Source organism: Komagataeibacter sp. FXV3 (assembly GCF_015155755.1).
In the GTDB taxonomy this organism is placed as follows: Bacteria; Pseudomonadota; Alphaproteobacteria; order Acetobacterales; family Acetobacteraceae; genus Komagataeibacter.
The window spans coordinates 13,860-38,077 of the sequence record NZ_VWPI01000159.1 but is presented as its reverse complement, the minus strand read 5'-3'; the positions used below and the strand labels follow the sequence as shown (position 1 = coordinate 38,077).

Here is a 24,218-nt window from a genome sequence, read left to right as displayed (position 1 = left end):
CCGCCTGTCCCACCCCCGTCCCAGCGACAGCAGCGATATCCTTGGCCTTGATCCCGCCACCCGCGCCAGCCTTGACCTGCTGCGCACGCGCGATGGCGAAACCGAACACACCCTGTTCGCCGCGGTATCGCGCACCGTCACCGCAGCCGGCAGCCGAATGCTGGCGGACTGGATCGCAGCCCCCCTGACCGATCCAGAACGCATTGCCCGCAGGCAGGCGGGGTGGGTATGGCTGCTGGACAAGCCGGGGATACGCGATGATCTGCGCGCCAGCCTGCGCGCCGCCCCCGACATGGCGCGCGCGCTGGGCCGGCTGTCCCTGGGCCGCGGGCAGCCACGCGACGCCGTGGCCATTCGCCTTGCGCTGGGTGTAGCGCGTGAAATCGGTACGATCCTGAACCGGCACGAAAACCTGCCGCCCATCATGGAACAGGCGGTGCGCCATCTGGACCGCGCGCATGACCTGCAGGACCTGCTGGGCCGCGCGCTGAGCGAAAACCCGCCCGCGCGCATGGATGACGGCGGCATCATCGCCAGTGGCTATGATGCGGAACTCGATACCCAGCGCGAACTGCGCGACGGCAGCAGGCGGGTGATTGCGGCGCTTCAGCAGGAATACGCCACCGAATTCGGCATCACCAACCTCAAGATCCGCCACCACGCCCAGCTTGGCTACGTAATCGAGGTGCCCGCCGCCGCCGGAGCGCGCCTGCGCGGGCGCGAGGACCTGATCATGCGACAGGGCACCGCCAGCGCCAGCCGCTTTTCAACCGAACGGCTGGTCAGCCTTGACCAGCAGATCGCGCAGGCCGCCGAAAACGCGGGCCTGCGTGAACGCCACCTGTTTACGCAGGTGGTGGGAAAGATACTGGACGAAACCGCCCTGCCGGACATGGCCGCCGCGCTGTCATGCATCGACATCGCACAGTCCTGCGCCGTGCTGGCCGGTGGCGGCATGTGGTGCTGTCCCGCTGTCGGCACGGACACGTCCTTTGTCATCCGCGCGGGCCGCCATCCGGTGGTGGAAGCAGCATTGCCCAGGAACGCGCGCTTCACCCCCAATGACTGCGACCTTGAACCCGATCACCGCGTCATGCTGCTGACCGGGCCCAACATGGCGGGCAAGTCCACCTTCCTGCGCCAGACGGCGCTGGCGGTCATACTGGCGCAGGCGGGGCTGCCGGTCGCGGCCCGGTCCATGTGCATTGGCGTGGTGGACCGGCTGTTTTCACGCGTTGGCGCATCCGATGACCTGGCGCGCGGGCGTTCGACCTTCATGGTGGAAATGACCGAGACCGCCGCCATCCTGAACCAGGCCGGCCCCCGGTCGCTGGTGGTGGTGGATGAAATCGGGCGCGGCACCTCCACGCTGGATGGGCTGGCCATTGCATGGGCGGTGCTGGAAACCCTGCATTCCACGCTGCGCTGCCGCGCGATATTCGCAACGCATTTTCATGAACTGGCCGAACTGGCGGACAGCATGCCCCGCCTGTCCCCCCACACCATGAGCGTGCGCGAGTGGAAGGGACAGGTCATTTTCCAGCACGAGGTCGTACCCGGTTCCGCCCGCCGCAGCTGGGGCGTGCATGTCGCGCGCCTGGCGGGTGTGCCCGAACCCGTCGTGCGCCGCGCGGGCCGTCTTCTGTCCATGCTGGAAAAGGAACGCGGCCGTCAGGCCCCGCCCCTGCCGCTGTTTGAACAGGCCGCAGCGGATGAGCCGGAAGCACCGGCAGCCCCCACGCTGCCGCCTGCCGCGATGGAATTGATCACGGAACTGGACCCCGACGCGTTAAGTCCGCGCACGGCGCTGGAAATGTTATATAAACTCAAAAAACTGCTGAAACCCTGATACGGCTCTGGACCTGACCCCATCAGGGGCGGCACACTCCATCCCGGATCTTTACCGTCATATACAGGACGCCATCTGACCGCGATGTCGAACGCTGCCCCCCCTTCCGCCTCCGCTTCGGTCGAGGCCATGACAAACGCCCTCCATACCGCCCTGTTCCCGTCCGGGGATGGCGGTGGCGCTGCACGCGCCCTGCCGCGGGAGGACGCCATCGGCCTGGTCCGCCGCCACCTGTCGCGCTACCAGGCCCATGTGCGCGAGGAATTCGAGCATCACCGCCTGGGCGGCGCCGAGGCAGGCAAGCTGCTGGCCGCCTATACCGATGGCATGATCCGCGTGCTGGCCAGCTTCGCGATGCAGCAGACAGGCATCGATTCGCATCCCGAAGCCCCCTTTGCCATCGCCGCAACCGGCGGTTACGGGCGCGGGCTGCTGGCGCCGTTCAGTGACATCGACCTGCTGTTCCTGATCCCCGATGTGCCGGAGGGACAGGGCGAGGACGTGCGCGCCTGCGTGGAATACATCCTGTATTTCCTGTGGGACCTGGGGCTGAAGGTCGGGCATGCGACCCGCACCATCAACGAATGCATTGCCGAGGCGGAAGCCGACACCACCGTGCGGACCACCCTGCTGGACGCCCGCGCCCTGACCGGCAGCGAATCGCTGTTTTCCATGTTCCAGGCCCGCTACATCGTGGCCTGCGTGCGCGCGGGCGCCGACCGCTTCATTACCGACAAGCGCCGCGAACGCGCCGCCCGCCACCACCGGTTTGGCGACAGCCCCTATCTGGTGGAACCCAACATAAAGGAAGGCCGCGGCGGCCTGCGGGACCTGCAGACGCTGTACTGGATGTGCCGCTACACCTTCGGCACGCGCCACGTCTCGGACCTGTTGGCGCCCGGCTTCAGTGAACTGGGGCTACTGACCGAACCCGAAGCCAAGCGCGCGCGCCGGGCATGGGACTTCCTGTGGCGGGTGCGTTTCCACCTGCATTACGTATCGGGCCGGGCGGAAGAACGCCTGACCTTCGACGTGCAGCCGGTCGTGGGTGGCCGCATGGGCTATACCCGCCATGGGCGGCAGGTGGGCGTGGAACGTTTCATGCGCCACTACTTCCTGACCGTGCGCGAGGTCATGCGCCTGACACTGGTGCTGGAACCCGCCGTGCTGCGCCAGGCACTTGGCCCCGTGGCCAACGCGCCCGAAGCCGACAGCCAGATGCGTGACGCGGGCTTTACCGTGCTGGATGGCCGTATCCTGCCGCAGCGCGGCACGTCGTTCGAGGATGAACCCATCCAGATGATGCGCCTGCTGGACTGGGCCAAGAAGCGCAAGCTGCCCATCCACCCCATGGCCATGCACCAGTTGATCCGCTGGGAACGCAAGGCCGCGAGCCTGCGCGGCGACCCGGAAACCGCGCGTATCTTCCTTGACCTCATGTGCGGTGACCCGCCCGACCGCCCGCAGCGCGCACCGCGTGGCGAGACGGCCGAACTGCCCGATGCCTCCCCCAGCTTCCACCTGATGGATGAGGGACGGCGCAAGGGAAATGCCTACTGGCTGCATATCCTCAACGAAACCGGGCTTATGGGCCGCCTGCTGCCCGACTGGTCCCGCGTTGTGGGGCAGATGCAGTTCGACACCTATCATGTGTTCACGGTTGACGAGCACATCATCGACGCGCTGCGCATCCTTGGCCGGGTGGAGCATGGGCATATGGCCGATGAAATACCCATCGCCTATGACCTTGCGCGCAACCTGCATTCACGCCGGGCGCTGTATGTCGCGGTCATGCTGCATGACATTGCCAAGGGGCGTGGCGGCGACCATTCGGAAATCGGCTCGCAGATCGCGCTGTATGTCTGTCCCGAACTGGGCATGGACAGCGAGGAGACGGAGACCGTGTCCTGGCTGGTGCTGCATCACCTGCTGCTCAGCCACACCGCGTTCCAGCGTGACATTGACGACCCCAAGACCATCCTTGACCTGGCAGACATCATCCAGTCGCCCGAACGCCTGCGGCTGCTGCTGCTGCTGACCATCGTGGACATGCGCGCGGTGGGACCACGCGTGTGGAACGCATGGAAGGCGACACTGCTGAACGAGCTTTACATGCGCGTGGCCGAGGTGCTGGAGGGCAGTCTTGCCACCACCGAGCGTGACGTGCGCGTGGAACGCGCCAAGGGGGCAACCGCCCAGTGGCTGGTGGATGACGGCATGAACGAAACCGATGTCCAGCACTTCATGGGGCTGGGCTATGGCAGTTACTGGCTGTCGTTCGACCATGATACCCATGCCCGCCATGCCCGGCTGATCAGCGAGTCGGAACGCATGCATTCGCCGCTTACGGTGGAAACCCAGCCCCTGCCCGCGCGTGGGGTGACGGAGGTCACGATTTACGCCGCCGACCACCCGGGCCTGTTTTCCAAGATCGCGGGGGCGGTGGCCATTGCCGGGGCGTCGATCGTGGATGCGCGCATTCACACCATGACCAATGGCATGGCGCTGGATACGCTGTGGATTCAGGATGCGGGCGGTGCGGCGTTCGAGGAACCGCAGCAGCTTGCCCGCCTGTCGCTGCTGGTGGAACAGGCGCTGACGGGCCACATCAACATCAACCGCGAAATTGCCCAGTGTGGCCGCAGGCTGAGTGGCCGCCGCATGCGCGCGATCCACGTGCCGCCGCGCGTGGTGATCGACAACCGCGCATCGAACACCTGCACGGTAGTGGAAATAAACGGTCGTGACCGTCCCGGCCTGCTGCATGACGTGACGGCGGCGCTGAGCGAACAGAAATTGCAGATCGCGTCCGCCCATATCACCACCTATGGCGTGCGGGCCGTGGATGTCTTTTACGTCAAGGACCTGTTCGGGCTGAAAATAACGGACAAGGGACGTCTGGACCGCATCCGCACGACCCTGCTGGCGGGCCTGCAGGAAGCGGAAGCCGCAGCCCAGCGCCAGTCATCCGAACTGGAATCGATCACGATCTGACGGACCACTTCAATCCATTGATAAAAAAGTAATAAAAGCTTTTAAGTGCCGCCTTTTCGAAAAAAGGCGGCATTGTTTTTGAAGATTTTTGAAGAAAAGTCTCACCAGAGACTTTCAATGCAGAATCCCTGCTTCCCACGCCTGCAGGGCGCAACACAGGTCGGTCATGACCTGTGTCCACGCCTGTTGTGGGGGCTGCAGACTGGCCTGACGAAACAGGCGCAGGCTTGGGTACCACTGACTGGCAGGCCGTAACACAGGTAGGGCATCCCCCTGCATGCCATTTTCCATTGGTGACAGGCCAGGTACCGGCCTGTCTGCCGGTGCAGGCAGGTCAAATGCCGCCGACCATCGCCAGTCCCCCCCGAAACGACACAGCAGCCAGACCGGACAGCCCATGGCCCCGGCCAGATGGGCCGACAGCGTATCCACGCTGATGACCAGATCCAATGTCGCGATCAGGCGCGCCGTATCCAGCAGGTCCGCGCCATCTGGCAGTTCTTGCCGGACAAAGGCCGGATCCACCCCATCCGTCCCCTTGGGCCTCAGGGAAACGAATTCAGTCCCGGCCATTCCCCCCAATGCCGACAGGTCCTGCACCGCAATGGAACGCCGCGCGTCAAAGCGATAGGCGGCGTTACCCGCGTGGCACAGGCCAACCCGCAGTTTCTCCTTTCGCATCGTCGCCTGCCGCCATGGGCTTTCCCCCAGATACGGCATGAAAGGGGGCACGCCGTCCGTATCCAGCAGGTGCGGCAGACTGAACAGGTCGCACTGCGCCGCGACATCAAGATTTTTATTTATATCATGGGTGATAATTTCCATGGAATGAAACGCATCGCCAGCCAGCGTTGCGGCCAATCGGCGCAGGATCGCAGGCACCTCCAGCACAACCGGAACCCGCTGGACCGCAAGCCGCACATATCGCAGGAAATGAACCGCATCCCCCAACCCCTGCCCTGTCATATACACCAGCAGCTTTTTACCCGTGGGTAGCGTGCCTCCATCCCATCGTGGCAGGCGGCAGGCGGATGGATGTAGGGGCAGGAAGTCCAGCCGGGATTCCCACATTGCCCATCCCTGCCGCAGTTGCCCCTGCGCCAGACGGGCCACGCCAAGGTTAAACCGCGCCCGGGCCTGCGTATCGTGCTCCGGGGGCGGATCCCGCGTCAGTATGGTTTCATATGCCGTGGCGGCCTGCGTCACGTTGCCGCTTTCAAACAGGCCGGTCGCATGGTTCAGGGCAATACGCACATCATCGGGCCGCAGACACATCGCAACGGCAAAAGCGCGCTCCGCCCCGGCCATATCCCCCAGTGCCATGCGGGCAAGGCCAAGGTTGCTGCAGGTTTCAGCATGTGGATCATGCGCCATGGCACGTTCCAGCACAGCCGCCGCCTGGCGCATCCGCCCACCTGCAAACATAAGTGCGCCCAGCAGCGACAGGGCCACGCCATCATCGGGCCTGCGGGCCAATGCCGCCCGCAACACCTCTTCGGCCTGTTCGCGCTGATGATGTGCCAGCAGCATTTCGGCCAGTTCATGCATATGGACGGACGCAGGCACCTGTCGCGCAACATGGCGCATCTGCTGTATGGCGGCGTCACGCTGCCCCCGCCGCCACAGGAAACGGGCATGCAGCCTGCGGGCCTGCACGGCAGGCGCGGGGGACAGGATGACCGCCCGCCCATAGGACTGTCCTGCCGCCCATGTGTCGCCCGTCGCCTCCATTATGTCAGCGCAGGCCAGCAGGACGGGCACATCATCGGGCTGACACAGGCAGGCGGCCCGGATCGCGGCCTGCGCTGCCACATGATGTCCCTGCGCCAGCAGCGCGCGGGCCAGCACTTCATGAAACGGCCCGTGGGGCGCAAGCCGCAACGCCTGACCGGCAAGATTTATGGCCAGATCCGCCCGCCCTGCCGCCAGCGCCACGCAGGCCAGGCCGTGCAGGGCATCGGGATCATCCACCCGGCATGCCCGCAGGGTTGCGAAACACGCCCGCGCGGCATTGATATCCCCAGCGCGCAGGGCCGCATGGGCACGCGCCAGAATGTCCTGTCTGTCCGTATCATGCCTGTCCGCGCTGTTCGCGTTCATCTCATCCGGCCTTCCCTTGCATGGCGGGGGACGCTCCCGCACACTCACCTGCGTTATCCATACGCGACAGAGCGTTAAGAATTTCGATCAGGAACCCGCATGAACACTCCCTCCGGCACGGCTGGCCAGCAGGCCTATGACACGTTGCGGCAGCGTTTTGCCCGCATGGGGCATATCCGCAATGCACTGGGAATCCTCGGCTGGGACAAGGACACCATGATGCCGACCGGGGCCAGCGACAGCCGCGCCGAAAGCATCGCGACCCTTGCCGTCCTGTCGCATGAACTCATGACCGCGCCGGACATGGGCCACCTTCTGGATCGCGCGCAGGCCCCCGATGACGCCATGGCGCAAGCCAACCTGCATGAAATGCGCCGCCAGCATGCCCATGCCGCCGCCGTGCCGTCGGATCTGGTGGAGGCGATGTCGCGCGCGTCCTCACGTTGCGAAATGACATGGCGCACCGCACGGCAGAACAGCGATTTCGCCAGCCTGCTGCCGGAACTGGAAACCGTGCTGTCCCTGACCCGCGAAATCGCGGCGGCCAAGGCGCAGGCCCTTGGCCTTTCGCCCTATGACGCGCTGCTGGACCAGTATGACGCGGGCACGCGGCAGGCGGATGTCGATCCGGTCTTTGCCGAACTGGCCAGTGAACTGCCCGACCTGATCAGCACGGCGCTGGCGCATCAGGCAACCCTGCCTGCCACCGTGCCCCTTTCCGGCCCGTTTGATGTACCTGCACAGGCGCGACTGGGTCACGGCACCATGCGCGCGCTGGGATTCGACATGCAGCGCGGGCGGCTGGATGTCAGCCTGCATCCCTTCTGCGGCGGGGCGGAAGATGATGTGCGCATCACCACCCGGTATGAGGAGCAGGACTGCATCAATGCGCTGATGGGCATCGTGCATGAGACCGGGCACGCGCTGTATGAACAGGGCCTGCCAAAAGCATGGCGCGCCCAGCCTGTGGGGGAAGCACGCGGGATGAGCCTGCATGAAAGCCAGTCCCTGCTTATGGAAATGCAGGTCGCGCGCTCGCGGCCCTTCATGGACTGGATGGCCCCACGACTGCACGGTGCGTTCGGGGGCAGCGACACCGACCCGGCATGGGATGCGGACAACCTGCACCGCCTTGTCACCCGCGTGCGCCCCGGCTTCATCCGCGTGGATGCCGATGAGGTCACTTACCCCGCGCATATCCTTGTGCGTTATGAAATGGAAACCGCGCTGATCGCGGGAAAAATGAAGCTGGCGGACCTGCCGGAAGCCTTCAACACCCGTATCCATGACCTGCTGGGCCTGAAAGTGCCCGCGGACCGGCTGGGCTGCCTGCAGGATATCCACTGGCCATCGGGCGCATGGGGGTATTTCCCCACCTATACGCTGGGTGCGGTGATTGCGGCGCAACTGCGTGAAGCGGCGGAGCGTGACGATCCCACCATCATGCCCGGCATTGGCAGGGGTGATTTCGCGCCCCTGCTGGCGTGGCTGCGCCCGCGTATCCATGCCCGTGGCAGCGTGGCCTCCACCAGTGAGATCGTGCGCGACGCCACGGGCGCGGTGCCCAATACGGGGCCATACCTGCGGCACCTGCGCCAGCGCTACTGCGCGCTATCCTAAATTGCTGATAAAAAATAACAAAAGTTTCCGGGTGCCGCCTTTTTCCAAAAAGGCGGCGCTCTTCGGAGCGTTTTGAAAAAAGCGTCGCCAAAAACTTTCTTAACGGGCGGCCTTCCCAAAACAGTCCTGTACGACAGGGCGGACATGCCGCATGTCCCCCTTGCCAATTACTGCGGTTCGTGACGAGATAATGCGCGATGTACGCAAAATCTCCATCTGCAATCCGCCGCCTGCGCTCCGCGGGTTTTCTCCTTGCCTGCGGCACGTGCCTGCTGGGTGTGACCGACGCCGCCCAGGCCGCCAAACCTGCCCCGCCGCTCAACCCGCCCGCGGCGCTGGAAGACGTGGCGTCCTCCTCCACCGCCGCATGGGACCGCGTGGTCGTGCTGCCCGATGGGCGGCTGCTGGTGGAACTGCCACGCTGGGCGGGCAATACCGGGCCGGGACTGGCGCTGGTGGATGGGGACAACACACCCCATCCCTATCCCGACAATTCATGGAACGACCCCGCCACACCCGCGGCGAACCGGCTGGTGGCCCCGTCCGATGTGCAGCTCCAGCCCGATGGCACGCTGTGGGTACTCGATAGCGGACAGCCCGACCCCGCGGGCAAACCGGTGGAAGGTGGCCCCAAGATCGTGAAGATCGACAGCCATACCGGTCAGGTCATGCAGACATGGCCACTCAATCCCGACATGCTGCGCGCGGGCAGTTACGCCGCCACCATGCGTATTGCGCGCGGGCATGCCTTTATCGGGGATTCGGGCATCCCGGCCATGATCGTGGTCAGGCTGGACACCAACATCCAGCGCCGCCTTATGGAACATACCCCGGCCCTGACCGCGCACCAGCCCATTACGGTTGATGGCAAGGTGGCGACCAACCCGGCAGGTCACACCGCCATCATAAATATCAGCCAGATGGACATAAGTGCCGATGGGCAGTGGCTGTATTTCGAGCCGCTGTGCGGACCTGTCTACAAGCTGGATACCGACCTGCTGGTGGACCCCAAGGTCACCCCCATCGAACTGGAGGAAGGCCCCACCCTGTGGTACAAGACGCCACCGCTGGGTGGCATCACGGCCGGGCCGGATGGCACGCTGTATTTCAATGATGTGTCCACCAGCAGCATCTTCCGCCTGATGCCCGACCGGGTTTACCAGAAAATCGTGACCGACCCGCGCCTGCACTGGCCCGGCGGGTCGTTCGCGACCAGGGACGGGCAGCTTTATGTGCCCGCATCCCAGCTTGACCGCACCGCGCCGCTGAATGGCGGGCACAACGCCATCGAGTGGCCGGTACATATCTACCGCATCAATATCGGCAACCTGCCGCCACCAAAATTCTGACACACCACGCGCGGAATTGCATCGCGCGCCGCATCCGCCCCCTTCGCGCGGGGGGCGGTTGGGATTATGATGGTGTAATGCGCTATATTTCTACCCGGGGGAACGCCCCCGTCCGCGATTTTTCGTCCGTTCTGCTGGCGGGGCTGGCAGAAGACGGTGGCCTGTACCTGCCCGAAAGCTGGCCTGAACTGTCGGTGGCCCAGTGGCGTGACCTGCGTGGCCTGCCCTATCCCGAACTCGCCGCCCGCATCATCGCCCCGTTTGCCGAAGGGTCGATCACGCATGACGTGCTGCTGAAGCTGTGCCGTGATGCCTACAGCCGATTCGACCACCCGGCCATCGTGCCGCTGACACAGGTGGAAGACGGGCTGTTCGTGCAGGAACTGTTCCATGGCCCGACGCTGGCGTTCAAGGACATGGCCATGCAGCTGCTTGGCCGCCTGTTCGACCACGTGCTGAACGAACGCGACGAGAAGGTTACCATCGTGGGCGCGACCTCGGGCGATACCGGGTCGGCCGCGATCGAGGCCTGCCGGGGCCGCACGCGCCTGAACGTGGTCATCCTGCACCCCGAGGGCCGCACGTCGGAAGTGCAGCGCCGGCAGATGACCACCGTGCTGGAACCCAACGTGACCAACCTTGCGGTGCAGGGCACGTTTGACGACTGTCAGGACATGGTCAAGGCGATGTTCGCCGATGCCCCCTTCCGCACCGACATGCACCTGTCCGCGGTCAATTCCATCAACTGGGCGCGTATCGCAGCCCAGGTGCCATATTATGTCTATGCCGCACTTGCGCTGGGCGCGCCGGACCGTGAGGTCTCGTTCGCCGTGCCCACGGGCAATTTCGGCAATGTGCTGGCCGCATGGGTGGCCCGTCGCATGGGCCTGCCCATCCGCGCGCTATGTGTCGGCTCCAACCGCAATGACATCCTCTCGCGCTTCCTGAATGAAAACGACATGAGCATCCACGGCGTGGTGCCCAGCCTGTCGCCATCAATGGATATCCAGGTCTCGTCCAACTTTGAACGTCTCCTGTTCGAACTGCTGGACCGCAACGCCACTGAGTGCGCGCGCATCATGACCGATTTCCGCAAGACTGGCGTGATGAAGGTCTCAACCCCGGTCTGGGATCGCGCCAACGCGCTGTTTCACGGCATTTCGCTGGATGACGCCGCAACAGAGGCGGAAATCCGCACGCTGAACACCCGCAGCCACTACCTTGCCGACCCGCATACCGCCATCGGCATTGCGGCGGGCCGCGCGTTCCGTGAGCCGGGGATTCCCATGGTGGCCATGTCCACCGCCCATCCGGCCAAGTTCCCCGATGCCATGGCGCAGGCAACCGGCATCCGCCCCGCGCTGCCCGTGTCCCTGGCCGACCTGTATGACCGGCCCGAGCGGTACAGCGTGGTGCCGGCCGACCTGAACGTGATCGAGGACAGGGTGCGCGCGGCCGTCCTGTCCAACAGCAAAGCGGGCTGATCTCCCTACCCTTTTTCCATCTTACGCAAGCAAGGGGCGGCGTGGGGCCATGATGCGCCACGTCGCCCGCAGGACCAGCATGACCGACCTGATCAATGTGACCCGACTGGATTCCGGCCTGACCATCGTGACCGAACGGATGGACCGGGTGGAGACCGTGTCCCTCGGGGCGTATGTCGCCGCGGGCACCTGCAACGAAACCGCGCCCGAAAACGGGGTGTCCCACTTTCTGGAACACATGGCGTTCAAGGGCACCAGCACCCGCACCGCCGTGGGCATTGCCGAGGAAATCGAGAACGTGGGCGGCCATATCAACGCCTACACCGCGCGTGAGCACACGGCCTATTACGTCAAGCTGCTGAAGGAAAACCTGTCACTGGGGGCCGACATCATCGGTGACATCCTGACCCACAGCACCCTCGCCCCCGATGAACTGGAGCGCGAACGCGGCGTGATCCTGCAGGAAATCGGGCAGGCGAATGACACCCCCGATGACATCGTGTTCGACCATTTTCAGGAAACCGCCTTTCCCGATCAGCCGATGGGTCGCCCCACGCTGGGCACCGAAGCGGGCATCCAGACCATGTCGCGCGCAACGCTGGTCAATTACATGAACACCCATTACCGGGCGGGCAACACCATCATCGCAGCCGCCGGCAACCTGGAACACGCCCGCGTGGTGGATCTGGTGCAGCAGCATTTTGCCGACCTGCCCGCCGGCACCGTCCCGCCGCAGCCCGCCGTCAATTACGTGGGGGGCGCCTTTACCCGCGAACGCGAACTGGATCAGGCCCATATCGTACTGGGCTTTCCGTCCATGCCATATGGCGATCCGGATTATTACCCGGCCCTGCTGCTGTCCACGCTGCTGGGTGGTGGCATGTCGTCGCGGCTGTTTCAGGAAATCCGTGAAAAACGCGGGCTGGTCTATTCCGTCTATTCCTTCAACGCGCCCTTCCGCCAGGGCGGGCTGTTCGGCATCTATGCCGGCACGGGGGAGGCACAGGTAGCCGACCTTGTCCCCGTGACGCTGGAGGAGCTGCGCAAGGTGCGTCATACGGTGACGGACGCGGAACTGGCGCGGGCGCGCGCGCAGCTCAAATCCTCGCTGCTCATGTCACTGGAAAGCACGGGCAGCCGGTGCGAACAGCTGGCCCGGCAGCTACAGGTCTTTGACCGCCTGATCCCGACGGTGGAAACCGTGCGCCGGATCGACGCCGTGACCATTGCCGACGTGCAGCGTGTCGCAACGCGCATCTTCAGCGGCAGGCCGACCCTCGCCTCCCTTGGCCCGGTCAGCCATATTCCCTCCCTCGACAGCATTACCGGGGCACTGGCAGCATGAGTTCCGATCCGCTTGACCTGATTTCCACCCTCATCACCCGCGCCCGTACTGCAGGGGCCGATGCGGCGGATGCGATCTACGCCACCCGCGTCGCCCATGGCGCGCAGGTACGCAATGGCCAGACCGAGGACCTTGAACGTTCCGAAACATGCGATCTTGGCCTGCGGGTGTTCGTGGGGCAGCGTTCGGCCATTGTCTCGGCCACGGCGCTGGATCCCGAACGCTTTGACGCGCTGGCCGAACGTGCCGTCGCCATGGCCCGCGTCGTGCCCGAGGACCGCTTTGCCGGACTGTGCGCCGAGGCCGCGACCACCTTTACCGATGCCGCCGGTCTGGACCTGTTCGACCCGGCCGAACCTGCAACCGCCGACCTGGTCGCCCGCGCGCGCGTGGCGGAAGAAGCGGCGCTGGCGGTCACGGGCATCACCAACAGCAATGGTGCGTCCGCAAGTTTCGGGCTATCGGACATCATCCTCATGACCTCGGCCGGGTTTTCGGGGCGATATGCGCGGACCAGCCATTCCGTCTCCGCCAGCGCCGTCGCGGGCAGCGGCACGAAGATGGAGCGGGATTACGACTACCATTCCGCCGTTCACCTGTCCGATCTTGAGGATGCCGGCCTGATCGGCCGCCGCGCGGGCGAACGCACGGTCGCGCGCCTGAACCCGGTACGCCCGCGCACGGGGCGCATGCCCATCGTGCTGGACCCGCGTGTATCCACCAGCATGCTGGGCCATCTGTCGGGGGCGATCAATGGCATCGCCATCGCGCGAGGCACTTCTTTCCTCAAGGAAAAGATGGGCAGCCGCATCATGCCCGCCAACATCACCATCATTGACGACCCACGCCGCGTCCGTGGTCCCGGCGCGCGCCCGTTTGATGGCGAAGGCATGCTGACCGCCACCCGCACGCTGGTGGAGGATGGCGTTCTGAAGACATGGGCGCTGGACTCCCGCACTGCCCGACAGCTGGGGCTGAAGCCCAATGGCTGCGCCAGCCGGGGCACATCAGGGCCGCCCGCGCCGTCGCTTGGCAACCTATTCATGCAGCCCGGCACCCTTACGCCCGCTGCCCTGATGGCGGACATCAAGGAAGGGATCTACATAACCGAGATGATGGGATCCGCCATCAACGGCATTACCGGCGATTACAGTCGCGGGGGCGCAGGCTTCATGATCCGCGATGGCGTGCTGGCGGAACCGGTGTCGGAACTGACGGTCGCGGGCAACCTGAATGACATGTTTGCCCGACTGGTGCCCGCCAATGACCTGATCTTCCGCCAGTCCACCAATGCGCCGACCATCCGTATCGACGATATGGTTATTGCGGGTTCGTAAGCCAAAGACTGCCTGGAAAACAGCTCGTTGATAAAACAGTAAAAGTTTTTGGGTGCCGCCTTTTTCTACAAAGGCGGCATTCTTTGAGGCTTTTGGGAAAAAGCTTCACCAAAAACTTTCTTGTGGTTGCAGGATGCTTTGCGGGACTGACCTTTGCAGCAGTCTTTTACCCTTTCCGTGATTTCATGTGTCTGTAAGCCCGTTGCCCCTGTTATGGACGGGTGGACTTACCTATATCTGTAACAAGTGACCCGAAATCACGTGGTCACAGGATAATGATGGTTCCGACACAGGATTGCAGATACCCTGACCCAGATGAAACAGAATTCTTCGCGCCAGATGCCGCGTAAAAGCATCGTCCTTGCTGCCAGCGCGGCCCTGACCATGCTGCCGCTGCTGGCCCATCCCGATGTGGCTGATGCCCGTGCGGGTGGTGGCTTCTCCATGGGCAGCCGTGGGTCACGGACCTACAGCGCGCCCGCGCCATCACAGACCGCACCGTTCGGCGCGACCCCGTTCCAGCGCACCATGACACCCCGCCCGCAGCCCACGCCCGGCTATGGTGCGCGGGCACCGTTTGGCGCGGGTGCCATGGCCATGGCACGCCCCCGCCATCCGTTCATGAATGGCTTCATGGGTGGCCTGATCGGTGCGGGCCTGTTTGGCATGATGTTCGGGCATGGCATGTTCGGTTCCGGTATGGGCGGCAGCGGCTTCCTTGGACTGCTGATCCAGCTGGCACTGGTCTTCTTTATTGTCCGCTGGGCCATCCGCCGTTTTGCTGGCAACCGCGCCAATGGTGGCAATGCCGTGCCCTTTGGCATGCAGCGTCCGGATGCGGGGCCGGTGCCACAGGGTGGTGGCCAGCAGCCGGTAGGTGTCGCCATTACGGCAGCCGATTATCAGGCCTTCCAGCAGGCGCTGATCAATATTCAGACCGCATGGAGCCAGCAGAATGTCGGGGCCATGCAGCACATGGCCACACCGGAAATGGTGTCTTACTTCAGCAGCCAGCTGAACGATCTGACCAGCCGTGGCGCACGCAATGTGGTGTCGGACATCCGGTTTGAACGCGGTGATCTGGTGGAAAGCTGGCGTGAAAACGGCTTTGATTACGCCACCGTCGCCATGCAGTATTCCATGATCGACATCACTACCGACATGACGGGCCGCGTCATTGACGGCGATCCCTCCAACCGCACCACCGTAACCGAACTGTGGACATTCGTCCGCTCGGCCGGGACGGGCACATGGTTGCTGTCCGCCATCCAGCAGACCCCGCGCCGCTGACTCGCGGTTCATATCTGGAGCAGGAAAAGGCCCGCATCACTGGATGCGGGCCTTTTTTCATGGGCTGCTGCATACGGCATTGCGCCCCGATGTACCGGTTGCCTGTAATGCGAACAGCGTGCCCATCACAGAACGGGCGTGTATCTGCCCAGGTCAAAGGACGGCGGAAACCATGACCATGAACCCTGCATGGTCATTAAAGGGGATATAAAGTTCCCGCTTAATAAAAAACAATAAAAGTTTTCGGACGTCGCCTTTTTTCAAAAAGGCAAGGATATTGCCCGATCCGGCTTTTCAAGCCGCCTCTGAGCCGTTTACAGACAGTCGTTTATATATGCACAAGGCTGAGCGCATACAGGATGGCTGCCAGTGCCGAGAGTGTAATCGCCACGGCACGGATGCGTCCCTTATGCCGACGGGCAGCCTCCTGCGCTTCCATCTGTGGCGTAACCTGAACCGTTGTTGCCTGATCCATCTGCCCGTACTCCCGTATGGATGAAATTGCCCGATCAGTGGGCGATAAAGGCATGGTCGGCCAGCAGGCCAAGGAACAGGAAAAACAGGTAAGCCAGCGAATAACGGAACGAGCGGCGTGCGGGACCGTCCCCCGTCAGGCTGACACCATTCGCATCCTGCCTGTCACGCAGCACCCCGATGGCACAGTAAATGAACCCGGCCCCCAGCACGCTGGCGACAACCGTGTACAGCCAGCCTGCCAGATGCATGAAAGACGGCACCAGCGACACGGCAGTCAGGATGATCGTGTACCACAGGATCTGCCACCGTGTGTGCCGCGCCCCGCGCACCACCGGCAGCATGGGAATACCGGCCCGCCCATAATCCTTGCATGCATAAAGCGACAGCGACCAGAAATGCGGTGGTGTCCACAGGAAGATGATGCCGAACATCACCACCGGCATGACTGCCATCGACCCGGTGGCGGCAGCCCACCCGATCATGGGCGGGAACGCACCCGCCGCCCCACCGATCACGATGTTCTGCGGCGTCGAACGCTTCAGCCACATGGTGTAGATGACGGCATAGAAGAAAATGGAAAACGCCAGGATACCCGCGGCCAGGGCATTCGTCGCCAGCCACATCAGGATAACGGACGCCACCGACAGGCCAATACCATAACCCAGCGCCGCATCAGGGCTTACGCGCCCATTGGGAATGGGGCGGGTTACCGTGCGCTTCATCACCGCATCGATATCACGGTCATACCACATGTTGATTGCACCCGCGGCACCTGACGCCATGCATACGCACAGGATGCTGACAGCCGCCACCAGCGGGTTAAGCGGCCCGGGCGCCATATACAGGCCGGCCGCCCCGGTAAACACCACCAGCGAGATGACACGCGGCTTGAGCAGCACCAGCCAGTCCCGCGCTTCAGTGCCTACGCGGGCGGCGTCGTAAGTAATGGGGGCGGTATCAACCGCGTCGGGCGTTGTGATGGCGCCACTCATGCTCATGCATCTCCACGCGTGGGGGATGGCATCTGCCATTCAGGGGTGCGTGCACCCGGTCCCCAGTAATTGGCGGGCAGCGATGTGCCGGACTCCATGCCGACACTTACCACGATCCCGGCAAACACCACGACCGACAGGCCCATCAGCACCGCACCCATAACGCCAGGCAGGCCATGGAACGCCATCAGTGACAGGACCGTTCCCCCTACCGTCAGGCCGAAATGAACGCGGCTGGCACCCACCGGGGCCATATGGCCCGTCATCTTGCCAATCCAGTAATAGAAACCGGCGAACAGCGCGAACACGGCAGCATACAGCGTCGCCGCATGCACATCCGCCATGCCGCCCGGCAGCAGCGACATGCCAGATCCCACCAGCAGCAGCGCCACGAACCCTGCGGCCCATTCCATGGGAACCGAGGCACGGACATGCCCCGCCCGGACCGTGCGCGCCCACGCCACCAGAACCGCCAGCACCGGCAGGACAATCAGCCCAAGCTGGACACTGGCCGCAGGCGCCGCCATATGCGCCAGCCCACCATGCAGCAGGTCATGCACCCACACCGAGCCACCACCGACCGACATCACGACCAGCGCACCCAGCACCACGCGCGGCATCTGCAGCGGCGAACAGGAAAATGTTTCAATAATCTGGGAAACGATCCCGATGGACGGCAGCAGCAGCAGCGCGATTTCAGGCCCGGCGAAAACATGCAGCAGGCCGTCGATCTGCCCGGACATGTCCCCACCGGACAGTACGATGCGCGTCAGCCCACCGGCCAGCACTGGCATGACCATGACAGCCATCATGGCCGTCAGCCCCTGCGCCCATACGAATATGGGCATGTCACGCAGGCGCTGGTCCATCGGTCCCATGTTCAGGACGGTGGCCACCATGTTGATGGCCTGCAGCAGCATGCCAAGGCACCATACCATCAGCGCCAGCAGCGAGACCTGCGCGGGCACGGCAGGGGAAAGCCCCGCCAAAACGGTCACGAAGCTGGCAGCGACCAGTCCCCACCCCACCAGCGCCATGCGCGGGAAAGCCAGCGCGCGGGCGCGCAGCAGCAGCGGCACGAACCAGTTGCCAAAGCCGCCAAACAGGGCGGGCAGCGCACAGAAAAACACCATCATCATGCCATGGCGGCGCCCGATGCGCCCCGCGGCGCCAGCGATATCGCCCTCGGCCCATGCGTCGGTCAGCGTCTGGGGCAGCAATCCGGCCTGAAGGCCAACAGCCAGCAGGCCACCGACCATGCCAGCCACAATCGCCATGACGAGGTACAGCATGCCAACCGTCCTGTAACCACAGGATCCGCCAGCCTCCCGCACCGCATCGGCCCCGAACTGTGTGCCTGTGGGCATACGATGTACTCCCTGCTGCCATGCGCCGGTGTCTGGCATGGCCAATCGTTACCATGATTTCATCATATACCGCGCCTTATACACAAAAACGACCCTGTGGGCCGCTCCTGTGGTCGCGCAATCGTCATTTCAGCCCTGTCACAAGGACAGGGCTGCCAGCCCCCTGCGGGGTTTACGCCACCATGGGGCTGGCGCAGCTGTCGGCTTCACGCAGCAGCGTAACCAAGGTGAACAGCCCCGCAGGCGGCACCGGCTGCAGTGTCGCGCGCCGCAGGTCAGCAGGCGGCAGCAGCGATTCAATGGCGAAATCGGGATGCCAGCCCAGTGAATGCGATGCCCGCGCCATGCCGCGTTCAACCGCCAGCCGTACGCCACCCTGCGCCAGGAAATGGTTGACGAACAGGATGTGCCCGCCCGGCTTGACCACGCGCTTGAGTTCCGCCAGCAGCGCACGCGGATGCGGCACGACGGAGGCCACGAACATCGCCACCGCGATATCGAACGTGCCATCGGCGAACTTCGTTGCCTCGGCATCCATTTCCAGCAGGTCGTCCACATTGGACAGGTGCTGCCGCCTTACGCGCAGGCGCGCGCGTTCCAGCATGTCCCCGGACAGGTCGATGCCGGTAATATGCTTGTCCTTGCGGTAGTACGGCAGCGCCAGCCCCGTGCCCACGCCTACTTCCAGCACCTGCGAACCCGGCAGACCGTTGACGGCTTCAACCGCGCGCCTGCGTCCGAAGGCCGAAATACTGCCGAATACGGCGTCATACACGCTGGCCCAGCGACGGTACGCCGCCTTGACCGCAGCCGCGTCCAGCGCGGATTTGGGGGAAGGTATTTCCACGACTTTCTCGGCAGCCTCATCATGCAGAACGTCACTCATCAGGCTGCTCCCATGCCAAGGCCATGGAAGTCGGCGCATCCGCCCCGCTTCCGTGCTGCATCCGCCATGATCAAATCCGTCCCGTTCTGCTGCATTACAATTCCACCTGACCTGCCCACGCGCCATCCAGCCCGCGCAACCGCCTGTAATCCCTGCCCGATGTCATGCCACATGGCACGACAGCCACGACCATCGTGCCTGCCACGGACACCGTTTTCCAATTCCTACGCGTCCACGCCGCCTGTGACCAGACGGGACACGATCGCATCCCATATCAGGCCCGCGGTATTGATACCGTCAAAACGGTCGATTTCCTGCAGGCCGGTCGGTGAGGTGACATTGATCTCGGTCAACCATTCACCAATCACGTCGATTCCGACAAAAATAAGTCCCTGTTCGCGCAGCATCGGGCCAATCGCATCACAGATTTCGCGGTCACGCACGGTCAGTTCCGCGCGCACCGGCCTGCCGCCCACATGCATGTTCGAACGCGTCTCCCCTTCCGCCGGGATACGGTCGATCGCGCCAACCGGCACGCCGTCAACCAGGATGATGCGCTTGTCCCCCCGGCGCACGGCAGGTTCGTAACGCTGGATCATCAGCGGTTCCCGGGACCGGGCAAAATGCATTTCCAGCAGGGCGTTCAGGTTGGGATCATCCTCACGGATGCGGAAGACGCCTGCCCCCCCGTTGCCGAACAGCGGCTTGACGATGATGTCACGCCACTTTGCGCGGAATTCCAGTATTGCCCTTACATCCCATGTCACCAGCGTGGGCGGCATGAGGTCGGGGTAATGCGTGACCAGGATCTTTTCCGGCGCGTTGCGCACGGCGGCGGGGTTGTTCACCACCAGCGCCCGGCCCGGCCCGACACCGTGGATATGTTCAAGGATATGGGTCGCGGTGATATAGGCCATGTCGAATGGCGGGTCCTGACGCATCAGCACCACGTCCATATCAGCCAGGTTGATGACCTGTTCCGGCCCAAAGGTCGCATGGTCGCCCGCCCTGCGCCGCACCGTGACCGGACGGGCCCGGGCGGTGACGCGATCGGTACGCTGGCCGCCCTGCGCCGCGGTCCGGCCCTCGCTCAGGCTCAGGGCCTCGACCTGATAGACAAACAGTTCGTATCCCCGGGCCTGCGCCTCCAGCATCATGGCGAAGGTGGAATCACCATTGATGTCGATACCGCCAAGCGGGTCCATCTGGACAGCAACCTTCAGGGGGCGTGACATGGGCGGGTTTTCTCCACGCGGAACAGGGCCGGTTCATGCCGGCCGCCAGGGATCGGGACCAGCCGGGAACAAACGTCATAATATGCCTTTGCCCCCACGGCCAGCCCCCTTCTTATGGCGCGGATGGATAGGAAATGGCGAGGACCTCGATCATTTCCTCGCCACGCGGGGTGACCAGGCGGACCTCATCGCCCACGCCCGCGCGCATGAGCGCCCTTGCGACGGGGGAGACAAGACTGACCTGCCCCGCCGCCATGTCGGCTTCATCCACGCCAAGGATCGTAACGGTCCGTTCCGCGTCGCGTTCAGTGACATAGGTAACCGTCGCGCCAAAAAACACGCGGTCACGCTGCGGCTGGGCCGCAGGATCGACAATAACGGCGTTATCGATGCGTTTGGTCAGGAACCGGATGCGGCGGTCAATTTCACGCAGGCGGCGCTTGCCATACTGGTAATCCCCATTTTCCGACCGGTCGCCATTGCCCGCGGCCCATGATACGATTTCCACGATCTTCGGGCGTTCGTCACGCAGCAGGGCATTCAGTTCCTCGCGCATGGCGGCGATCCCGCCCGGCGTAATATAGCATGACAGGCCGCCTTTCGCCGGTCCGTTCTCCTTCGTGGCGGATTGCGACCGGGTTTTCAGCATCGTGCCACCGTCATGCGGATATGCCCCTCCATCACCTGTCCGGGCGCCAGCACGCGCACGCCACTATCGGCGATGGTGCTGCGGTTGAAGCCATCATTCATGTTGCTGACCGGCTCAAGCCCGATATAGGGCAGCCCCGGCGGAGTAAACAGCACGAGATGGGACAGGTCCGGGCTGCCTTCCACCGTCAGGGCATACCCCGCCCGTGGCCAGCGCAGGAAGGCGCTGCCCGACCATCCGGCATAGCAGTTGTCGAACGGCGCATGCCCCACCTCGCGCATGTGGGCAAATGACCAGTCCCCCTCCGCCGGGATGCGCAGCAGCGGCAGGTGGTCCGGTCCGTTGGTCCACACGCTGCTGGCGACAAACCCCACCTTCAGCCCCGAATGGCGGGGGAAATAGGGATGGAACCCCATGCCCACCGGCTGGTCGTGCGTATCGGTGTTTTCCAAAAGGAGCCCGATCGACAGCCCCGCTTCATGCAGGTCATAGCGTAGCTGGGCGCGATAGCTGAACGGCCACTGTGCGGCATAGGCGCCAGACGGGGTGTGATCGAGGGCAAGGGTCGCGCTGCTATCGGACAGCAGCGCGATTCGCCACCGCCGCTGCCACCCGTTGCCATGGATGGCGCAGTCTTCCCCCGCGAAGCTGGGGGCAAGGTGGTAGTCCACCCCTTCAAAACGGAAATGATCGCCCGCCACCCGGTTGGAAAACGGCAGCAGCGGATAGCCCGCCACCGCCCGCCCATGCTGGGCCACGAGGTGGGGATCACTGACGGGACGCAGGAATTCCATGCCCGCTTCATTACGCCAGAACGCGATACTGCCCCCAAGGTCGGGCAGCAGGCCAAGGCGCATGCCGCCCGCATTCAGTTCCAGCGTGGGGGACATGCTCCGTTCCCGCTGTCCGGCACAGGGCCGGGGTTGCCCGCCTGTCCTATCGTCCACGCCGCTTTCCCCTTCCCTTCACCTGTTCGGGATCATAGCCACCGCCACCCGGCCCCAGCGGCACCGGGCCACGGTTGCGCCGGGCTATGGCCTTGGGGCTGGTGCCCGGACGGCCCGCGCTGGACTGCGGCAGGGGTGGCGGCTCCATGCCCAGTTCCAGTGCCTCCAGTCTGCGGATTTCGTCACGCAGGCGGGCCGCGGTCTCGAATTCCAGTTCGGCCGACGCCGCGCGCATCTTCTTTTCCAGATCGGCAATGGCGGCCTTGTAGTCCTTGCCAACCATTTCCTGCACGCTGCCATCGGCCGTAGGCGTGACGGTAACGTAATCCTGCTCGAACACCGAGGATATGGCCTCCCCGATATGCTTGCGCACGGACTGGGGGGTAATGCCGTGTTCCTCGTTCCACAGGCTCTGTTTTTCGCGCCGGCGCGCGGTTTCCTCAATAGCGTAGGCAAGGCTGTCGGTCATCTTGTCGGCATACAGCAGCACGCGCCCATCCACGTTACGCGCGGCGCGGCCGATGGTCTGGATCAGCGACGTGCGCGAGCGCAGGAAGCCTTCCTTGTCCGCATCCAGAATGGCGACCAGCGAACATTCGGGAATATCCAGCCCCTCACGCAGAAGGTTGATGCCGATCAGCACGTCAAACGCGCCAAGCCGCAGGTCGCGGATGATCTCGATGCGCTCCAGCGTATCCACGTCCGAATGCAGGTAGCGCACGCGGATGCCGGCTTCGTTCATGTATTCGGTCAGGTCCTCGGCCATGCGCTTGGTCAGGGTCGTGACCAGCACGCGCCCGCCATCGGCAATGGTCAGGCGGCATTCGGCCAGCAGGTCATCCACCTGGTGTTCGACCGGGCGGACAATGGTGATGGGATCAATCAGGCCGGTGGGACGAATCACCTGTTCGGCAAACACGCCGTCCACACGCCGCATTTCCCATGGCCCCGGGGTGGCGCTGACGAACACGGTCTGGGGCCGGTAGGAATCCCATTCGGCAAAGGTCAGCGGGCGGTTATCAAGGCAGGACGGCAGGCGGAAGCCGAATTCCGCCAGCACGGATTTACGCGCATGGTCACCACGTTCCATCCCGCCAATCTGCGGCACGGTCACGTGGCTTTCATCCACGATCAGCAGCGCGTCTTCGGGCAGGTATTCAAACAGGGTCGGCGGCGGCTCTCCCGGCGCACGGCCGGACAGGTAGCGTGAGTAGTTCTCGATCCCCTTGCACACGCCCGTGGTCTCGATCATCTCAAGGTCGAAGGTGGTGCGCTGCTGCAGGCGCTCGGCCTCCAGCAGCTTGCCCTCTTCATTGAAGTGCGCCAGCGTCTCGCGCAGTTCCTGCTTTATGCCTGTCATCGCCTGCGTCAGCGTAGGCCGCGGGGTGACGTAATGGCTGTTGGCGTAGATGCTGATGGATTCGAGATCCCCGGTCTTTTCGCCCGTCAGGGGATCGAATTCGCTGATCTCGTCAATCTCGTCGCCAAACAGGCTGATGCGCCAGGCCCGGTCCTCGTTCTGCACGGGGAAGACATCGATCGTCTCGCCGCGCACGCGGAAGGTACCGCGCTGGAAAGCCGCGTCATTGCGGCGATACTGCAGTTCGACCAGTCCCTTGATCAACCGGTCGCGGTCGATCTCGCCGCCGACCTCCAGCTTGACCACCATGCGCGAATACGTCTCGACCGAGCCGATACCGTAAATGCACGAGACCGAGGCCACGATGATCACATCGTTGCGTTCCAGCAGCGCCTGTGTCGCGGCATGGCGCATGCGGTCGATCTGTTCGTTAATCTGACTGTCTTTTTCGATATACGTATCCGACCGGGGCACATAGGCCTCGGGCTGGTAGTAATCGTAGTAGCTGACAAAATACTCGACCGCGTTATCGGGAAAAAACTGCTTCATTTCCGCATAAAGCTGGGCGGCAAGCGTCTTGTTGGGGGCCAGGACCAGCGTCGGCTTCTGCGTCGCCTCGATGATCTTGGCCATGGTGAAGGTCTTGCCCGACCCGGTCACACCCAGCAGGACCTGATCGCGTTCGCCCCCCTCCACGCCGCTGACCAGTTCGGCAATGGCCGTGGGCTGGTCGCCTGCAGGTTCATAGGGGGAATGGACCTTGAATTGATTGGTCTTGGGTTTTGCCGGCTGACGTTCGGGCTGGAACAGGACAGGCATGTCCGCCGGATCGATGTCAGTCGTCTTTTTCTTCTTGCTGCGCGATGCTGTTGCCATGGCTACAGACAGTGGGGACGCAACCGCAGCAGTGCAAGGGTCGCACGCGGCCGGATCATCC

Annotated in this window: 17 protein-coding genes; 8 read left to right on the top strand and 9 right to left on the bottom strand. The window is 63.8% G+C overall.

The window, feature by feature from the left end:
- Window positions 1-1,849: DNA mismatch repair protein MutS (gene mutS / locus F1542_RS14800; protein WP_193733711.1), on the top strand; the 1,849-nt coding region annotated here is incomplete at its 5' end.
- Window positions 1,850-1,933: 84 nt separating this feature from the next.
- Entirely contained in the window at window positions 1,934-4,843 is a 2,910-nt protein-coding gene (locus F1542_RS14795; protein WP_193733710.1) for a [protein-PII] uridylyltransferase, read from the top strand.
- A gap of 114 nt (window positions 4,844-4,957) precedes the next feature.
- On the opposite strand, the gene F1542_RS14790 is transcribed toward F1542_RS14795, so the two are convergent.
- Window positions 4,958-6,943: a tetratricopeptide repeat protein gene (locus F1542_RS14790; protein WP_193733709.1), complete on the bottom strand. Its 1,986-nt coding sequence runs from the start codon at window positions 6,941-6,943 to the stop codon at window positions 4,958-4,960.
- Between the two features lie 99 nt (window positions 6,944-7,042).
- Between F1542_RS14790 and F1542_RS14785 the strand changes: the two genes are divergently transcribed.
- The 6 genes from F1542_RS14785 to F1542_RS14760 all read left to right on the top strand — a co-directional run bounded on the left by F1542_RS14785 (window position 7,043) and on the right by F1542_RS14760 (window position 15,368).
- Window positions 7,043-8,563, top strand: coding sequence for a carboxypeptidase M32 (locus F1542_RS14785; RefSeq protein ID WP_193733708.1), 1,521 nt, complete (start codon window positions 7,043-7,045; stop codon window positions 8,561-8,563).
- Window positions 8,564-8,760: 197 nt separating this feature from the next.
- Window positions 8,761-9,912, top strand: a complete 1,152-nt coding sequence (locus F1542_RS14780) for an L-dopachrome tautomerase-related protein (RefSeq protein WP_193733707.1) — start codon at window positions 8,761-8,763, stop codon at window positions 9,910-9,912.
- Between the two features lie 77 nt (window positions 9,913-9,989).
- Complete coding sequence (gene thrC / locus F1542_RS14775) at window positions 9,990-11,396, top strand: threonine synthase (protein WP_193733706.1); 1,407 nt, start codon at window positions 9,990-9,992, stop codon at window positions 11,394-11,396.
- A gap of 79 nt (window positions 11,397-11,475) precedes the next feature.
- Complete coding sequence (locus F1542_RS14770; protein WP_193733713.1) at window positions 11,476-12,741, top strand: pitrilysin family protein; 1,266 nt, start codon at window positions 11,476-11,478, stop codon at window positions 12,739-12,741.
- Window positions 12,738-14,078 carry a TldD/PmbA family protein gene (locus tag F1542_RS14765; protein ID WP_193733705.1) on the top strand — a complete coding sequence of 447 codons (1,341 nt, stop codon included), beginning with the start codon at window positions 12,738-12,740 and terminating at the stop codon, window positions 14,076-14,078. The genes F1542_RS14770 and F1542_RS14765 overlap by 4 nt, the downstream gene beginning before the upstream one ends.
- Before the next feature lie 315 nt (window positions 14,079-14,393).
- Window positions 14,394-15,368 (top strand): TIM44-like domain-containing protein, encoded by a 975-nt coding sequence (locus F1542_RS14760; RefSeq protein ID WP_193733704.1) that lies wholly within the window; start codon window positions 14,394-14,396, stop codon window positions 15,366-15,368.
- A 328-nt stretch (window positions 15,369-15,696) separates the two neighbouring features.
- On the opposite strand, the gene F1542_RS14755 is transcribed toward F1542_RS14760, so the two are convergent.
- The 8 genes from F1542_RS14755 to uvrB form a co-directional block, all read right to left on the bottom strand.
- Window positions 15,697-15,843, bottom strand: coding sequence for a hypothetical protein (locus F1542_RS14755; protein WP_193733703.1), 147 nt, complete (start codon window positions 15,841-15,843; stop codon window positions 15,697-15,699).
- Window positions 15,844-15,877: 34 nt separating this feature from the next.
- Window positions 15,878-16,837: a heme o synthase gene (gene cyoE / locus F1542_RS14750; protein ID WP_193733702.1), complete on the bottom strand. Its 960-nt coding sequence runs from the start codon at window positions 16,835-16,837 to the stop codon at window positions 15,878-15,880.
- Window positions 16,838-16,839: 2 nt separating this feature from the next.
- Window positions 16,840-18,204: a cbb3-type cytochrome c oxidase subunit I gene (locus F1542_RS14745; RefSeq protein ID WP_227672770.1), complete on the bottom strand. Its 1,365-nt coding sequence runs from the start codon at window positions 18,202-18,204 to the stop codon at window positions 16,840-16,842.
- Window positions 18,205-18,376: 172 nt separating this feature from the next.
- On the bottom strand, window positions 18,377-19,090 hold the full coding sequence (locus F1542_RS14740) for a class I SAM-dependent methyltransferase (RefSeq protein WP_193733701.1): 714 nt from the start codon (window positions 19,088-19,090) through the stop codon (window positions 18,377-18,379).
- A gap of 224 nt (window positions 19,091-19,314) precedes the next feature.
- The gene (gene gshB / locus F1542_RS14735; RefSeq protein ID WP_193733700.1) at window positions 19,315-20,325 is read right to left on the bottom strand and encodes a glutathione synthase; all 1,011 of its coding nucleotides are present in this window, start codon (window positions 20,323-20,325) and stop codon (window positions 19,315-19,317) included.
- Window positions 20,326-20,437: 112 nt separating this feature from the next.
- Window positions 20,438-20,974: a transcription elongation factor GreB gene (gene greB / locus F1542_RS14730; RefSeq protein WP_193733699.1), complete on the bottom strand. Its 537-nt coding sequence runs from the start codon at window positions 20,972-20,974 to the stop codon at window positions 20,438-20,440.
- Window positions 20,968-21,864: an aldose 1-epimerase gene (locus F1542_RS14725; RefSeq protein WP_193733698.1), complete on the bottom strand. Its 897-nt coding sequence runs from the start codon at window positions 21,862-21,864 to the stop codon at window positions 20,968-20,970. The genes greB and F1542_RS14725 overlap by 7 nt, the downstream gene beginning before the upstream one ends.
- 46 nt (window positions 21,865-21,910) lie before the next feature.
- Window positions 21,911-24,157 carry an excinuclease ABC subunit UvrB gene (gene uvrB, locus F1542_RS14720; protein ID WP_193733697.1) on the bottom strand — a complete coding sequence of 749 codons (2,247 nt, stop codon included), beginning with the start codon at window positions 24,155-24,157 and terminating at the stop codon, window positions 21,911-21,913.
- Between the last annotated feature and the right edge of the window lie 61 nt (window positions 24,158-24,218).

Excerpts from the sequence above, each read along its gene's own strand:
- F1542_RS14795 (WP_193733710.1), top strand. The coding sequence starts at position 1,934 with ATGTCGAACGCTGCCCCCCCTTCCGCCTCCGCTTCGGTCGAGGCCATG.
- F1542_RS14790 (WP_193733709.1), bottom strand. The coding sequence starts at position 6,943 with ATGAACGCGAACAGCGCGGACAGGCATGATACGGACAGACAGGACATT.
- F1542_RS14785 (WP_193733708.1), top strand. The coding sequence starts at position 7,043 with ATGAACACTCCCTCCGGCACGGCTGGCCAGCAGGCCTATGACACGTTG.
- F1542_RS14780 (WP_193733707.1), top strand. The coding sequence starts at position 8,761 with ATGTACGCAAAATCTCCATCTGCAATCCGCCGCCTGCGCTCCGCGGGT.
- thrC (WP_193733706.1), top strand. The coding sequence starts at position 9,990 with ATGCGCTATATTTCTACCCGGGGGAACGCCCCCGTCCGCGATTTTTCG.
- F1542_RS14770 (WP_193733713.1), top strand. The coding sequence starts at position 11,476 with ATGACCGACCTGATCAATGTGACCCGACTGGATTCCGGCCTGACCATC.
- F1542_RS14765 (WP_193733705.1), top strand. The coding sequence starts at position 12,738 with ATGAGTTCCGATCCGCTTGACCTGATTTCCACCCTCATCACCCGCGCC.
- F1542_RS14760 (WP_193733704.1), top strand. The coding sequence starts at position 14,394 with ATGAAACAGAATTCTTCGCGCCAGATGCCGCGTAAAAGCATCGTCCTT.
- F1542_RS14755 (WP_193733703.1), bottom strand. The coding sequence starts at position 15,843 with ATGGATCAGGCAACAACGGTTCAGGTTACGCCACAGATGGAAGCGCAG.
- cyoE (WP_193733702.1), bottom strand. The coding sequence starts at position 16,837 with ATGAGTGGCGCCATCACAACGCCCGACGCGGTTGATACCGCCCCCATT.
- F1542_RS14745 (WP_227672770.1), bottom strand. The coding sequence starts at position 18,204 with ATGCCCACAGGCACACAGTTCGGGGCCGATGCGGTGCGGGAGGCTGGC.
- F1542_RS14740 (WP_193733701.1), bottom strand. The coding sequence starts at position 19,090 with ATGAGTGACGTTCTGCATGATGAGGCTGCCGAGAAAGTCGTGGAAATA.
- gshB (WP_193733700.1), bottom strand. The coding sequence starts at position 20,325 with ATGTCACGCCCCCTGAAGGTTGCTGTCCAGATGGACCCGCTTGGCGGT.
- greB (WP_193733699.1), bottom strand. The coding sequence starts at position 20,974 with ATGCTGAAAACCCGGTCGCAATCCGCCACGAAGGAGAACGGACCGGCG.
- F1542_RS14725 (WP_193733698.1), bottom strand. The coding sequence starts at position 21,864 with ATGTCCCCCACGCTGGAACTGAATGCGGGCGGCATGCGCCTTGGCCTG.
- uvrB (WP_193733697.1), bottom strand. The coding sequence starts at position 24,157 with ATGGCAACAGCATCGCGCAGCAAGAAGAAAAAGACGACTGACATCGAT.